Source organism: Tenacibaculum sp. UWU-22 (assembly GCF_041021355.1).
In the GTDB taxonomy this organism is placed as follows: domain Bacteria; phylum Bacteroidota; class Bacteroidia; order Flavobacteriales; family Flavobacteriaceae; genus Polaribacter.
Genome location: NZ_JBFNGP010000001.1, coordinates 759,182 through 774,439, shown reverse-complemented (window position 1 = coordinate 774,439; position 15,258 = coordinate 759,182). Strand labels below are relative to the sequence as shown.

General features: G+C 32.0%; 16 protein-coding genes. All 16 read left to right on the top strand.

Features of this window, described 5'->3' with window-relative positions; genetic code table 11:
* Positions 1-195: a 50S ribosomal protein L32 gene (gene rpmF / locus AB2B44_RS03445; RefSeq protein ID WP_369048152.1), complete on the top strand. Its 195-nt coding sequence runs from the start codon at positions 1-3 to the stop codon at positions 193-195.
* 141 nt (positions 196-336) lie between these two features.
* Positions 337-1,332 (top strand): beta-ketoacyl-ACP synthase III, encoded by a 996-nt coding sequence (locus tag AB2B44_RS03440; protein ID WP_369048151.1) that lies wholly within the window; start codon positions 337-339, stop codon positions 1,330-1,332.
* Between the two features lie 21 nt (positions 1,333-1,353).
* Entirely contained in the window at positions 1,354-1,836 is a 483-nt protein-coding gene (gene accB / locus AB2B44_RS03435) for an acetyl-CoA carboxylase biotin carboxyl carrier protein (protein WP_369048150.1), read from the top strand.
* A gap of 78 nt (positions 1,837-1,914) precedes the next feature.
* Positions 1,915-3,255, top strand: coding sequence for an acetyl-CoA carboxylase biotin carboxylase subunit (gene accC / locus AB2B44_RS03430; protein WP_369048149.1), 1,341 nt, complete (start codon positions 1,915-1,917; stop codon positions 3,253-3,255).
* Between the two features lie 178 nt (positions 3,256-3,433).
* On the top strand, positions 3,434-3,883 hold the full coding sequence (locus AB2B44_RS03425) for an Lrp/AsnC ligand binding domain-containing protein (RefSeq protein ID WP_369048523.1): 450 nt from the start codon (positions 3,434-3,436) through the stop codon (positions 3,881-3,883).
* Positions 3,884-3,901: 18 nt separating this feature from the next.
* Entirely contained in the window at positions 3,902-4,483 is a 582-nt protein-coding gene (locus AB2B44_RS03420) for a HupE/UreJ family protein (RefSeq protein ID WP_369048148.1), read from the top strand.
* Positions 4,484-4,526: 43 nt separating this feature from the next.
* Positions 4,527-4,955 (top strand): cytidine/deoxycytidylate deaminase family protein, encoded by a 429-nt coding sequence (locus AB2B44_RS03415; RefSeq protein ID WP_369048147.1) that lies wholly within the window; start codon positions 4,527-4,529, stop codon positions 4,953-4,955.
* Positions 4,942-6,507 carry a S41 family peptidase gene (locus AB2B44_RS03410; protein WP_369048146.1) on the top strand — a complete coding sequence of 522 codons (1,566 nt, stop codon included), beginning with the start codon at positions 4,942-4,944 and terminating at the stop codon, positions 6,505-6,507. The genes AB2B44_RS03415 and AB2B44_RS03410 overlap by 14 nt, the downstream gene beginning before the upstream one ends.
* Before the next feature lie 19 nt (positions 6,508-6,526).
* The gene (locus AB2B44_RS03405) at positions 6,527-7,291 is read left to right on the top strand and encodes a UDP-2,3-diacylglucosamine diphosphatase (RefSeq protein WP_369048145.1); all 765 of its coding nucleotides are present in this window, start codon (positions 6,527-6,529) and stop codon (positions 7,289-7,291) included.
* 244 nt (positions 7,292-7,535) lie between these two features.
* On the top strand, positions 7,536-8,525 hold the full coding sequence (locus tag AB2B44_RS03400; protein WP_369048144.1) for an AAA family ATPase: 990 nt from the start codon (positions 7,536-7,538) through the stop codon (positions 8,523-8,525).
* Between the two features lie 59 nt (positions 8,526-8,584).
* Positions 8,585-9,451 carry a DUF58 domain-containing protein gene (locus AB2B44_RS03395; RefSeq protein WP_369048143.1) on the top strand — a complete coding sequence of 289 codons (867 nt, stop codon included), beginning with the start codon at positions 8,585-8,587 and terminating at the stop codon, positions 9,449-9,451.
* A 14-nt stretch (positions 9,452-9,465) separates the two neighbouring features.
* The gene (locus AB2B44_RS03390; protein WP_369048142.1) at positions 9,466-10,551 is read left to right on the top strand and encodes a hypothetical protein; all 1,086 of its coding nucleotides are present in this window, start codon (positions 9,466-9,468) and stop codon (positions 10,549-10,551) included.
* Positions 10,541-11,545: a VWA domain-containing protein gene (locus AB2B44_RS03385; RefSeq protein WP_369048141.1), complete on the top strand. Its 1,005-nt coding sequence runs from the start codon at positions 10,541-10,543 to the stop codon at positions 11,543-11,545. The genes AB2B44_RS03390 and AB2B44_RS03385 overlap by 11 nt, the downstream gene beginning before the upstream one ends.
* Positions 11,546-11,567: 22 nt before the next feature.
* The gene (locus tag AB2B44_RS03380) at positions 11,568-12,605 is read left to right on the top strand and encodes a VWA domain-containing protein (protein WP_369048140.1); all 1,038 of its coding nucleotides are present in this window, start codon (positions 11,568-11,570) and stop codon (positions 12,603-12,605) included.
* Positions 12,606-12,611: 6 nt separating this feature from the next.
* Positions 12,612-13,448 (top strand): tetratricopeptide repeat protein, encoded by an 837-nt coding sequence (locus AB2B44_RS03375; protein WP_369048139.1) that lies wholly within the window; start codon positions 12,612-12,614, stop codon positions 13,446-13,448.
* A 46-nt stretch (positions 13,449-13,494) separates the two neighbouring features.
* A complete protein-coding gene (locus tag AB2B44_RS03370; protein WP_369048138.1) occupies positions 13,495-15,258 on the top strand; it encodes a BatD family protein in 1,764 nt (587 codons plus the stop codon).

The following is a 15,258-nucleotide window of genomic DNA, read 5'->3' as shown; positions in this document are numbered from 1 at the left end:
ATGGCACATCCTAAAAGAAAAATATCTAAAACTAGAAGAGATAAGAGAAGAACACATTATAAGGCTTCTACACCACAAATAGCTAAAGATCCAACTACAGGAGAAGCTCATTTATACCATAGAGCTCACTGGCACGAAGGAAAATTATATTACAGAGGTCAAGTCGTATTAGAGACTGAAGGTGCAAAAGCCTAAAAACTTTGTTAAACACAAAAAATCCCTCTATTTGAGGGATTTTTTGTGTTTTTATATCAAAAGTTTAAAATAATTTTCATTAATTTGAACGCCCAAATTCTACAAGACACACAAGAATTGACAAACAAATAAACAACAACTATGACCAAAACAACTGCAGCTATTACGGCAGTAGGAAAATATGTTCCTGAATATGTTTTAACCAATAAAGAGTTAGAAACAATGGTAGACACCAATGATGAATGGATTACTACCAGAACAGGAATAAAAGAACGAAGAATTTTAAAAGAAGAAGGCAAAGGAACTTCGTATATGGCTATTAAAGCGGCTGAGGAACTAATAAAAAAATCAAATACCAATCCTGAAGAGATTGATTTAGTTATTGTTGCTACTGCAACACCCGATTTACTTGTGGCCTCAACAGCAGCTTACACGGCTTCAGAAATTGGGGCAATAAACGCTTTCTCGTACGATTTACAAGCGGCTTGTTCTAGCTTTTTATATGGAATGTCAACCGCTGCAAGTTATATCGAGTCTGGACGATACAAAAAAGTATTGTTAATTGGAGCAGATAAAATGTCGTCTATTATTGATTATACAGATAGAACTACCTGTATTATTTTTGGTGACGGAGCAGCAGCAGCTTTATTTGAACCTAATACAGAAGGCTTAGGACTTCAAGATGAGTACCTGCGTAGTGATGGTATAGGTCGCGAATTTTTAAAAATAGCAGCAGGTGGTTCATTATTACCTGCCTCTGAAGAAACCATAAAAAGTGGGCAACATTTTGTGCGACAAGAAGGAAGAACAGTTTTTAAATTTGCAGTTTCTAACATGTCAGATGTTTCAGAAAAAATATTAACGAGAAATCATTTAACAAAAGAAGATGTTGATTGGTTAGTGCCACACCAAGCAAACAATAGAATTATCGAAGCTACCGCAAATAGAATAGGCTTAGAGCCATCTAAGGTAATGGTGAACATCGAAAAATATGGCAACACAACTTCGGCAACATTACCATTATTACTTGCCGATTACGAAACATCCTTAAAAAAAGGAGATAACTTAATTTTTGCCGCTTTTGGTGGTGGTTTCACTTGGGGAGCCATTTATTTAAAATGGGCATACAACTCATAATAACTAATAAATTTAATATTTATGGACATTAAAGAAATTCAAAGTTTAATAAAATTTGTAGCAAAATCCGGAGCAAGTGAGGTGAAATTAGAAACGGAAGATGTGAAAATTACCATAAAAACAGGTAGTGCAACTCCAGAAACTACTATTATTCAGGCGGCTAGTCCTATTGCCACATCACCTATGGCACAGCCTATAGCTCCAGCTCAGCCCGTTGCAACTACGCCTATCAATACTGAATCTGCTACTGACGATGAATCTAAATACATAACCATAAAGTCACCTATAATCGGAACTTTTTATCGCAAGCCATCACCTGACAAACCTAATTTTGTAGAGGTAGATAGCCAAGTTAATGTAGGTGATACAGTATGTATTATAGAAGCCATGAAATTATTCAATGAAATAGAGTCAGAGGTATCTGGTAAAATAGTAAAAATTTTAGTAGACGATTCTTCTCCTGTTGAATTTGATCAACCATTATTTTTAGTAGACCCATCATAATTAATAGATAGATTTTAGATTTTAGTAGTTCGCTAACGTAATGCTAAAACTGATAATTCTAAGTTAAACTAAAAAATTATGTTTAAAAAAATATTGATAGCCAATAGAGGTGAAATTGCACTACGTGTAATTAGAACCTGTAAAGAAATGGGTATTAAAACTGTTGCTGTATATTCAAAAGCAGATAGCGAAAGTTTGCATGTTCGTTTTGCAGACGAGGCCGTATGTATAGGCCCAGCGCCAAGTAGCGAATCGTATTTAAAAATGCCAAATATTATTGCAGCAGCAGAAATTACGAATGCCGATGCTATTCACCCAGGATATGGGTTTTTAGCAGAAAACGCTAAGTTTTCTAAACTGTGCGAAGAGCATAGTATTAAATTTATTGGAGCAACTGCTGAAATGATTGACCGTATGGGAGATAAGGCCAACGCCAAAGCAACGATGAAAGCAGCAGGGGTGCCTTGTGTGCCTGGTAGTGAGGGGGTAATAGAAAGCTTTGAAGAGTGTGAAAAATTAGCAGAAGAAACAGGTTATCCAGTAATGTTAAAAGCCTCTGCAGGAGGTGGAGGTAAAGGAATGCGTGCGGTTTGGAAACCCGAAGAATTAAAAAATGCTTGGGAGTCTGCTAAACAAGAATCTAAGGCAGCCTTTGGTAATGACGATATGTACATGGAAAAATTAATTGAAGAGCCTCGTCATATCGAAATTCAAATTGTGGGCGATTCTTACGGTAAAGCCTGTCATTTGTCAGAAAGAGATTGTTCTGTACAACGCCGTCATCAAAAATTAACCGAAGAAACACCTTCTCCGTTTATGACTGACGAGTTGCGTAATGCAATGGGTAAAGCTGCTGTTTCCGCTGCAGAATATATACAATATGAAGGAGCTGGTACGGTAGAATTTTTAGTAGATAAGCACCGTAATTTCTACTTTATGGAAATGAATACTCGTATTCAAGTAGAACATCCAATTACTGAAGAAGTAGTAGATTACGATTTAATTCGTGAGCAAATATTAGTGGCTGCTGGTGTACCTATTTCGGGTAGAAATTATTTTCCGCAATTACACTCTATAGAATGTAGAATTAATGCAGAAGATCCATTTAATAACTTTAGACCCGCTCCTGGAAAAATAACTACATTTCATGCTCCAGGTGGTCATGGAGTGCGTATGGACACACATGTTTACGCAGGTTATATGATTCCGCCAAATTACGATTCTATGATTGCCAAATTAATTGTTACAGCTCAAACTCGAGAAGAAGCAATTAATAAAATGAAACGAGCTTTAGATGAATTTATCATTGAAGGGGTAAAAACAACCATTCCGTTTCATAGACAATTAATGGATCATCCAGATTATGTTGCCGGAAACTATACGACTAAATTTATGGAAGACTTTGAAATAAAAGCATAATCTATAAATTTTGTTTAAAAAATAAATTAAAATAGCGTATACGAATTGTATATGCTATTTTTTTTATCTTTATCCCTTTCAAACTTCAAATTCTCACAAAAAATTATATGTTTCTCGATTTTTAAAATCGAGCAACCTAGATTTATGGTTAAATTATAAAAACTACAGAGTGAAAAAAATAAAAATAGACGGAATTGATAAAATTATTATCAAGCGATTAGTTAATGACGCACGTACACCAGTTTTAAGTATTGCTAGAGAAGTAGGAATTTCAGGTGCTGCCATCCACCAACGTTTACGAAAGTTAGAAGAATCTGATTTAATAGATGGCTTTAAAATGATATTAAACCCTAAGGCACTAGGGTATACTACTACCGCTTTTGTAGGTGTTTTTTTAGATTCATCTAGTTTATATTCATCGGCAATTAAACGGTTAAAAGAGATTCCTGAAGTTGTTGAAAGTCACTATACTACTGGTAATTATGCTATTTTTATTAAAATTATGTGTAAAAATAACGAAGACCTAATGCATTTGCTTAATAAAGATATTCAAACAATTAAAGGGGTTTCGCGTACCGAAACATTTATTTCTTTAGATCAACAAATAAATCGACAAATAAAAATATAAATAAAATAACTATAACAGATGAACGATTTTATTCTCTATTTAAAAATGGGTTTGTTTCATGTATTAGATATTTTAGCATACGACCATATTTTATTTTTAATTGTGTTAGCTTGTGTATATACATATAAGCAATGGCGTAAAGTTATTTGGCTTATTACCCTTTTTACGATTGGGCATTCTATTACATTAGCTTTATCTGCTTATAAAATTATTAATGTTCGAGTAGATTTAGTCGAATTTTTAATTCCTGTTACCATTTTTATAACAGGGGTTATAAATATTATAACAGCAAAAAAAGCATCGCAAGGAAAAGATAACCAAAATTTGCTTTTTGCACTTTTTTTTGGGTTAATACACGGATTAGGGTTTTCCAATTATTTTAAAATGATGGTGGGCAGAAATGAAAATAAGCTTTTCCCATTATTAGAATTTGCATTAGGTGTAGAAATGGCACAAGTTATTATTGTGTTATTTATTTTATTATTGGGTATTTTTATTCAAAAAACCTTTAATGTAAGTCGTAGAGATTGGATTTTAGTAACCTCTGCCATAGTAGTTGGCTTTGCCACACAAATGATGATTGACCGTATTTTTTGGTAAAAATTTAACGATAAATTACACAAAACACCCTACTTTCGCCCTTATGACTAATAAAAATTTGAAATATGCCAAAGCCTATCTACAAATGGCAAACGAATGGTCAAAGCTATCGCATTGCAAACGCAAAAAGGTAGGTGCTATTATTGTAAAAGATAGGATGATTATCTCTGATGGATATAACGGAACGCCTAGTGGATTTGAAAACTGTTGCGAAGATGAAGAGGGGTATACAAAATGGTATGTTTTACATGCCGAAGCAAATGCTATTTTAAAAGTAGCTAACTCAACCCAGTCTTGTAAAGGAGCAACCTTATATATTACCCTTTCGCCATGTAAAGAATGTAGTAAGTTAATTCATCAATCAGGGATTAAAAAAGTAGTATATTCAAAAGAATATAAAGACGATTCAGGGTTAAACTTTTTAAAAAAAGCAGGTGTAGAACTTATTTATTTGCCTAATGAACAAGAATAATCTTCCTATATATTTAGCCTTAGCAGTAATTTTTGGAATTCTTATAGGTGCATTTTTTAGTACAGGAAAAAATGGAAATTTTTTACTGAGCAAAAAATCAGACGAAGAGCTTAAAATGGAGCGGCTAATAAATTACATCGAACAAGATTATGTAGACCATGTAGATACCGATAGTCTATTAAATAGTGCCATAACTAATATATTAGGAAAGTTAGATCCTCATTCGATATATATTCCGAAAGAAAATTTACAAGCCGTTACCGAAAATATGCAAGGTGATTTTGTGGGTATAGGCGTACAATTTAAAATCGTTAAAGATTCGATAACCGTTATGCGTCCTATTGAAGATGGCCCTTCTATTAAAGCAGGTATTAAAGCGGGTGACAGAATTTTAATAGCTAATAACGACACATTGTATGGTAAAAACTATCAAAGTTCAGATATTTTTAAATTTTTAAAAGGGAAACCCGACACTAAAATTACGCTAGAAGTATATCGAAAAAGCAACGATAGTTTGTTTACAATAGATATAAAAAGACAGCACATTAACATTAAAAGCGTAGATGTTGCTTATATGGTAAATGACTCTTTAGGGTACATAAAAATAGACCGATTTGCTCGAAATACCTATAAAGAATTTAAAAGCTCTTTAGATAAGCTGTTGGTAAAAGGAATGAAAGGTTTAATTTTAGATTTACGAGATAATGGAGGAGGATTTGTTGATATTGCTAATAAAATTGCTGATGAATTTTTAGAAGACAAAAAGCTTATTGTTTCTACTAAAAATAATAAAGGTATTACAACCAAATCGTACGCTACTGAAAAAGGAGATTTTGAAAAAGGAAACCTTTATGTATTAATTGATGAAAATACCGCCTCAGCATCTGAAATTGTAGCAGGAGCATTACAAGACAATGATAAAGGAATTATTATTGGGCGACGTTCGTTTGGAAAAGGATTGGTACAAGAAGAGATGGGCTTAGGTGATGGTTCTGCTATTCGCTTAACTATTGCACGATATTATACCCCAACAGGTAGGTCTATTCAAAAACCATACAATCCTAATAACGAAAGTTCGTATAAAAATGATATTTTTAACCGATATAAACATGGTGAACTTTTTACTAAAGATAGTATTAAAATAGTAGATAGCTTGCAGTTTAAAACGCCTAAAGGAAAAATTGTATATGGTGGTGGTGGTATAATACCTGATGTTTTTGTTCCTATAGATACCACAAATTATTTGCCAGCCTATTACTATAAAGAAATAAATAATTTTGCATTTCAATATGTAGATACAAATCGTAAAAAACTAGCTACATTAACAGCCGACGAGTTTATAAACAACCCCAATAAAATTAACGAAATAGTTGATATTTTTCTTTCTAAAACAAAACATTTCGAAACCAACAAAAAAACAAAGAACCTCATAAAAAAATATATAAAAACTATTGTTGCCTCAGAATTGTATAACGATGAAATAATATATCGTGTTAACCAAGATGATGACAAAATGATTCAGAAGGTTTTAGAATTAGAAAGCGCAAATTAAAAGCTTACTTTATAAAATAATGATATCAATAAATTTACCAGAAAATAAAAAAGCCTATTTCTCTTCTGACTTGCATTTAGGTGCGCCTACTATTGATGAGAGTTTGCCTAGAGAAAAAAAGTTTGTTTCTTGGTTAGATACCATAAAGAAAGATGCAGGAGTTATTTTTTTGTTAGGCGATTTATTTGATTTTTGGTTTGAATATAAAAAAGTTGTTCCTAAAGGATTTGTAAGAACCTTAGGTAAACTCGCCGAAATTAGAGATAGCGGAATTTCTATATACTTTTTTGTAGGAAACCATGATTTATGGATGCATGATTATTTCGAAAAAGAATTAAATATACCCGTATACCATTCGCCGCAAGAGTTTACTATAAATAAAAAAACTTTTTTAATAGGGCATGGCGATGGGTTAGGCCCTGGAGACCACGGGTTTAAACTCATGAAAAAAGTATTTCTTTTTCGCCCCTTTAAATGGTTGTTTCGTTGGCTACATCCCGATTTAGGGGTTCGTATAGGGCAATATATGTCTGTTAAAAACAAAGTTGTTTCTGGTAATGAAGATACAAATTTTTTAGGTGAAGAAAACGAATGGTTGGTACAGTACAGCAAACAACAACTCGAAACCAAACATTACGATTATTTTATTTTTGGGCATAGACACTTACCTTTAGAAATTCAACTTTCAAAAAATAGCACCTATTTTAATCTTGGCGATTGGATAAAGTATTTTACCTATGGTGTATTTTCTGATAATGCCTTTGAATTAAAAGAATACAAGTAGCTGTTACATATATTTTTTAGCTAAATCACTCTTTATAAACAAAACCATTTCGTTAAAAAAAAAGCAAAACCCCAAGGAGTTAATCGTATACTTATTTTTAAATAATAACAACACTATAAAATAACGGTTTAACTTTTATAGAATAAGCTAAAAACACACTTTTTAACCTTTAACCAACTTTTAACAACTATAACGTATTTATTATTATAGCTTTGTTTTCTAAAAACAAAACAAACACAATAAAATGGATGTAGATGTAAGAACCATTAACGAAAAAATAGAAAAAGAAAGTGCCTTTGTAGATTTACTAACTGCCGAAATGAACAAGGTTATCGTAGGTCAAAAAATAATGATTGAACGCTTATTAATTGGTTTGTTGGGTAATGGGCATATTTTATTAGAAGGTGTTCCAGGTTTAGCAAAAACATTAGCAATTAATACCTTGTCAAAGGCTGTACAGGGTAGTTTTAGTCGAATTCAATTTACACCAGATTTATTACCTGCCGATGTAATTGGTACGATGATTTACAATGTAAAAGAAAACGATTTTTCAATAAAAAAAGGTCCCATTTTTGCCAACTTTGTTTTAGCTGACGAAATTAACCGTGCACCTGCAAAAGTGCAATCGGCTTTATTAGAAGCTATGCAAGAACGTCAAATTACAATTGGTGATGAAACGTTTAAGTTAGATGAGCCTTTTTTGGTAATGGCTACTCAAAACCCTGTAGAACAAGAAGGTACCTATCCATTACCTGAGGCACAAGTTGACCGTTTTATGTTAAAAACAGTTATTGATTATCCAAAATTAATTGACGAGCAGCTTATAATGCGTCAAAATTTAAATGGAGGGTTTGCAACGATAAATCCAGTTATTTCAATCGATCAAATTATAAAGGCACGCCAATCGGTTAACGAAGTGTATATGGATGAAAAAATTGAAAAATATATACTTGATATTATCTTTGCTACTCGTTATCCTGAAAAATATAACCTATCAAAATTACAACCCTTAATTAGTTTTGGAGCATCGCCTCGTGGTAGTATCAATTTAGCAAAAGCGGCTAAATGTTATGCGTTTATTAAGCGTAGAGGTTATGTAATACCTGAAGATGTTCGAGCAGTTGTATACGATGTACTGCGCCACCGAATTGGAATTACTTACGAAGCCGAAGCCGAAAATATATCATCTATAGACATTATTAATTCTATTGTAAACGAAATAGAAGTACCATAGTCAGTTAAAGTAAGCCTATACCAATAGTATAATTATTGAAAGCAGAGAATACTGAATAAATGGAAACTAAAGAATTACTTAAAAAAGTTCGCAAAATAGAAATTAAGACACGTCGGTTGTCTAATCATATTTTTGGAGGCGAATATCACTCTACTTTTAAAGGTCGCGGTATGACTTTTTCTGAAGTTCGTCAATACCAATATGGCGATGATATTCGTGCTATAGATTGGAATGTTACGGCACGCTACAGCGAACCCTATGTAAAAGTTTTTGAAGAAGAACGAGAACTTACCTTAATGCTAGTTGTTGATGTTTCTGGATCAGAATTTTTTGGAACCACTACCCAATTTAAAAAAGATACCGTTACCGAAATTGCAGCAACCCTTGCTTTTTCAGCAATTCAAAACAATGATAAAGTAGGGTTAATTTTATTTTCAGACCAAATTGAGTTATACATTCCTCCTAAAAAAGGGAAAAGCCATGTGTTAAGAATTATTCGTGAATTAATTGAATTTACCCCAAAAAGTAAACAAACCGATATTGATAAAGCCTTAAAATTTTTATCAAACGTAATGAAGAAAAAAGCAATTGTTTTTATGCTTTCTGATTTTATGGACGATAATTATGAACGCACTTTAAAAATAGCAAGTAACAAACACGACTTAACCGGTATTCGAGTATATGATGTACATGATGTAGAAATACCAAATCTGGGTATGGTGCCGATGCGTGATGCCGAAACAGGCGATGTTAGCTTGGTAAATACCGCATCAAAATCGGTAAGAAATCAATACAAAGCCAATGCACTTCGACTAACCGATTATTTTCAAAATACGTTTAGAAAAAGTGGTGCAGGTAGTATTAACACGCGAGTTGATGAAAGTTATGTAAAAAAATTATTAGGGTATTTTAAACAAAAAGGATAAAATTTTTTTATAAAGTGAATAAGCTTATAGTTTACATATTATTATTAGTTACTACGGTATGTTTTTCACAAAATGCACTAGTAAAAGCAGAAATAGATACTACGCATATTCGTATTGGAGAACAATTTCAGTATAAAATATCGGTAGCAGAAACAAATAATGTTATTATTCCTAAATTAGAAAACTTAAAGGGGTTCGAAGTTGTATCTGAAAGTAAAATAGACACCTTAAAAAATCAACTTATTAAAAAATATATTTTAACAGGGTTTGATAGTGGTGCTTTTTACATACCCCAACAACAAATATTTATTAAAAACGAAGCTCATTTAACCGATAGTTTATTAATTAATGTTGCAACTGTAGCTATAGATACCACTAAAATTAAAAAATTTCCGATTAAAGGTATCAAAGGAGAGCCTATACAATTTCAAGATTACAAAAATATTTTATTTTGGATTATTGCAATTTTACTAGTGGTTATAATAGTGCTATATTTTGCGCTTAAACGAACCCCTGAACAAAATGCTAAAACAGGTAAATCATTATTAACACCTTACCAAGAAGCCTTAAGAAATTTGCATATACTAGATGAAAAGTTACTGTGGCAAAATAATAAGGTTAAACAATATTATTCTGAGTTAACCGAAATTTTACGGTATTATATTGAACGTGAATTACATATATCTGCCTTAGAACAAACCACCAATAATTTGGTAGAAACACTTTTAGCCTCAAGCGATAGTAAAACTATTATTACAGATAAAGACACGATTAAACAATTAGAAAAACTTTTACAACAGGCCGATTTGGTTAAGTTTGCAAAATCGAAACCTATTGCTCATGAAATTGAGGGCGATAGAAAAACTGCCGAAGTTATTTTAAACCATTTAAAACCTAATTTGGTTGAAAATGAACAAAATATAAAAAATATTCAACCTGTTATAATTGTTGAAAAACCAACCATAAAAAAGCCTTCAATTTTTAAACGCATTATTATAATTTTATTGATTTTAATTCTGGTAGGCTTGCTTTCTTTTGCGGTAACAAAGCAAATACAAATGTCTAACGCTATAAAACCTACGAAAGCTTATGTTAAATAATTTTGAGTTTCATAGTCCAGAGTTTTTATGGCTTTTAGTTTTAATTCCACTATTAGCAGTATGGTACTTTTTTAGCAGAAAAAAAGATAGCGCGCAACTTACAATACCAAGTATAAAAGGTTTTAAAACCAAAAACAGCATTTTGCCAAAATTAAAACCACTTTTATATGTTTTTAGACTTCTTGCTTTATCGGCATTAATAGTTGCCTTAGCGCGTCCTAGAAATGTTGCTGTTAGCAAAAAAACAAAAACCAATCGCGGTATTGATATTGTTATGGCTATCGATGTTTCGGCAAGTATGTTAGCTAAAGATTTAAAACCTAACCGATTAGAGGCGCTAAAAAAAGTAGCAATTAATTTTGTAAACGAACGACCAAATGATAGAATTGGCATTGTAGTTTATGCAGGTGAAAGCTTTACACAAACACCTATTACCAGTGATAAAACTATAGTAAAGCGTACTATTTCTCAAATAAAATGGGGGCAGCTCGATGGCGGAACGGCTATTGGTATGGGGTTAGGTTCTGCTGTTAACAGGTTAAAAGAAAGCAAAGCAAAAAGTAAAGTTATAATTTTATTAACAGACGGGGTAAACAACTCTGGTTTTGTAGATCCAAAAACAGCTACTGAACTAGCAAAAGAATTAGGTATTAAGGTATATACTATAGGTATTGGAACAAATGGAATGGCACCCTTTCCGTGGGCAAAAGATCCTAGAACAGGTAAACTTTCATTTAGAAACCAACAAGTAGAAATTGATGAAGCTTTGTTAAAACATATTGCAGAAGAAACTCAAGGGCGTTATTTTAGAGCAACAGATAACACAAAATTAAAACAAATTTATGACGAGATTAACAAGTTAGAAAAAACAAAAATAGAAGAGTTTAAATATTACAATTACACCGAACAATACAGGTATTTAGTGTTTTTAGCAGGTATATTTTTATTACTTGAATTTTTATTACGAAATACCATTTTTAAGAGTTTTATATAATTAGCCTACCTAAGAATTAAAAATGTATAAACTAGAAGAACCTACATATTTTTATTTATTTGCAATCCTTCCTGTACTGGTTGTGGTGTTTTTATTAGTTTTTTGGTGGAAAAAACGCACGCAAAAAAAGTTTGCAAATACCACTCTATTGTCAAAATTAGCCCCTAACACCTCTACTTTTAAATCGGTTTTAAAATTAGTTTTTCTATTAATAGCATTGTCTTTTTTAATTGTGTCATTGGTAAACCCTAAAATGGGTACACAATTAAAAACAGTAAAACGAGAAGGCGTTGATGTGGTTTTTGCTTTAGACGTTTCGAAAAGTATGTTGGCAGAAGATATTGCTCCGAACCGATTAGAAAAAGCAAAACAAATTATTTCTAAAATAATTGATAAACTAGGCAGTGACCGAGTAGGTATTATAATTTATGCGGGTAGTGCATATCCGTTATTACCCATTACTACCGATTTGGCATCGGCAAAGATGTTTTTACAAAATGCAAGTCCAGACATGGTTTCTAGCCAAGGTACAGCTATTAGTGAAGCACTTAATTTAGCGAAAACCTATTATAACGATGAACAAACCAATCGTTTTTTAATTATGATTTCTGATGGTGAAGATCATCAAGAAGAAACTAAACAAGTAGCACAAAACATATCAAATGAAGGAATAAAAGTATATACAATTGGTGTAGGTACCGAAAAAGGAGGACCAATACCCATAAAACTAAATGGGTCTCTTATAGGCTATAAAAAAGACAGAAAGGGCGAAACCGTAATCACTCAGCGTAAACCTGATATTTTACAAGATATTGCTAAGGCTGCTAATGGAACTTATATAGACGGTAATAAAACCGAAACCCCTGTAAAGGCAATAGAAAAAATAATTTCAACCGCACAAAAAAGTGAGTTTGAAACCAAGCAATTTTCTGATTATAAAGACCAGTTTCAATGGTTTATCGGATTTGCATTATTATTTTTAGTTCTAGATATTTTTCTATTTGATAAAAAAACAAAGTGGTTGCGTAAGGTAGATTTGTTTAATGAAGAAAAGTCGTAATTAACTATGAAATACATTCAAAATATATTTTGGTTACTTCTAACCTTGAATGTTGGTATTGTATCGGCACAACAAGATACAGTAAAATTAAAGCGTGAAGCCCGTTCTTTACTAAGAGACGGAAACAAGTTATATAACAAACAAAAGTTTATTGACGCATCGGTTGCTTATAAAAAAGCATTAGGCAAAAATAGTAATTATGACAAAGCAAGTTATAATTTAGGAAACGCCCTATATCAAGAAAAAAACTATAAAGAAGCTGTTCCTCAATACGAGTTAACCGCAAAATCAACTCATGATAAAGTTACTAAGGCAGAAGCCTATCATAATATTGGTAATGCAATGATGGAGCAAAAACAATATCAACAAGCTGTTGAAGCGTATAAAAATTCGTTGCGTAATAACCCAAACGATGACGAAACCCGTTATAACTTAGCTGTTGCACAAAAACTAGCTAAAAAAGAAAATAATAAAAACAAGAATAAGAATAAGAACGACAAAAACAACAAGAATAATAAAGACAATAAAAATAAAGACAACAAGAACGATAAAAATAACAAGGATAATAAAGACAACAAGAATAAAGACAATAAAAACGACCAAAATAAAAATCAAGATAAAGACAAAAAAGATAAGGGAGACAATCAAAAAAACGATAATCAAAATCCACAACAACCCAATCAAAATAAACAGCAAAACCCTAAGCCGCAACAAGGTCAAATGTCGCCACAACAAATAAAGCAACTTTTAGAAAGTTTAAATAATGAAGAGAAAAAGACCCAAAAGAAAATGAATATTAAAAAAACACAGGGAAGAAAAATAAATCAAGAAAAAGATTGGTAAACACTAAAAATTCTCAAATATTATTTTACTCATTTTTAAAATAATTATGAAGTTAAAAATTTACATACTACTATTTAGTTTACTTAGTATTTCGATTACTGCTCAAGAAGCTAAACTAACGGCAACAGTTAGTAAAAACAAACTTGGTATAAACCAAAGATTACGTATTGAGTTTTCAATTAACAAGCAAGGAGGAGATAATTTTGCCCCCCCTAATTTTACCGATTTTAAGGTAGTAGGTGGGCCAAGTCAATCCGTTAGTCAATCTTGGATAAATGGTAAATCGAGTTATTCATTATCATATACCTATGTTATTCAGCCTAAAAGAATAGGAGAGCTGGTTATACAGCCAGGAAGTATTGAAATGGGCAATAAAATTTTAAAATCAGAACCCATAAAAATTGTTGTTACCAAAGCAGTTGATATTCCTAAAAACCCGAATGATCCAAACTTTATTGCTGAGCAAAATATTCATCTAGTTGCCGAAGTATCAAAATCAAATCCATATGTAGGGGAAGGTATTTATGTAGAATATCGATTGTATTTTAGTGAAAATGTTGGCATTTACGATAATGCCATTACAGAAGCGCCACAATATAATGGCTTTTGGAACCAAGAAATTAAAGGTAATGGAACAATGCCTATAAAAATGGGAACATATAATGGTGAGCGCTATCGATATGCAGTATTACATAAAGCACTGTTAATACCTACTAAATCAGGTAAATTAACCATTGATCCTATGAAAATGGATATTGTGGTGGCTGTACCCACTGGGCGAGGCGATTTTTTTGGAAACGCTATTACGCGTCAAGTTCGGCAAGAATTTTCTTCGGCTAAAAAAATTATCATGGCAAAAGAACTTCCATTAGCCAACAAACCTGATAATTTTACTGGAGCTGTTGGTCAGTTTTCATTTAGTATAACCTCTGATAAAGACGCCTTAAAATCTAACGAATCATCGCAAATAAAAGTAGCGGTTACGGGTAAAGGGAATTTAAAATTATTTGAACTACCAAAAATTAAAACGCCTAAAGAATTAGAAGTTTATGAGCCTGAACATAAAGAAAATGTAACGGTAACCAGTACGGGTATAAAAGGTACGGTATCTGATCAATATACGGTTGTGCCAGAGTATAAAGGAAAGTATAAAATACCTAACGTGTCGTTTTCATATTTTAATCCAGTAAATAAAACATACCAAACTATTAATACGGATGATTTATATGTTAATGTTATAGAAGGAAAAGAATTAAACACCAGTGCCGATTCTAATTATGTAAACAAGCAAGCTATAGTTACTAAGGGCAATAACTTTCGTTATATACAAACCGAAAGCAGTTTTAAACCTTTACAAACTAATCATTTTTTTAAATCGAGTTGGTTCTATATTTTGTTGCTTTTACCTTTAATAAGTATTCCTATAGCTATTTTTATTGGTAAGAAAAAAGAAGAAAAAGCGGGTGACATTGCTGGTAATAAGGCTAGAAAAGCAGATAAGTTGGCAAAAAAATATTTATCAGAAGCACAAAAGCAATTGGGTAATAAAGAAGCATTTTACGAAGCTTTAGAGCGAGCTTTACACAATTATTTAAAAGCAAAATTAGGTGTAGAAACAGCGGATATTAGTCGTGAAAAAATAAACGAAATTTTAAGTGATAAAAAAGTAGAAAAAACAACAATAACACAACTTATCGAAGTTTTAAGCGCAAGTGATTATGCACGTTATACACCTACAACAAATGTGCAAATGAAAGAAGAATATAATAAAGCTAAAAAAGTAATAACCTTATTAGATAAACAATTGTAA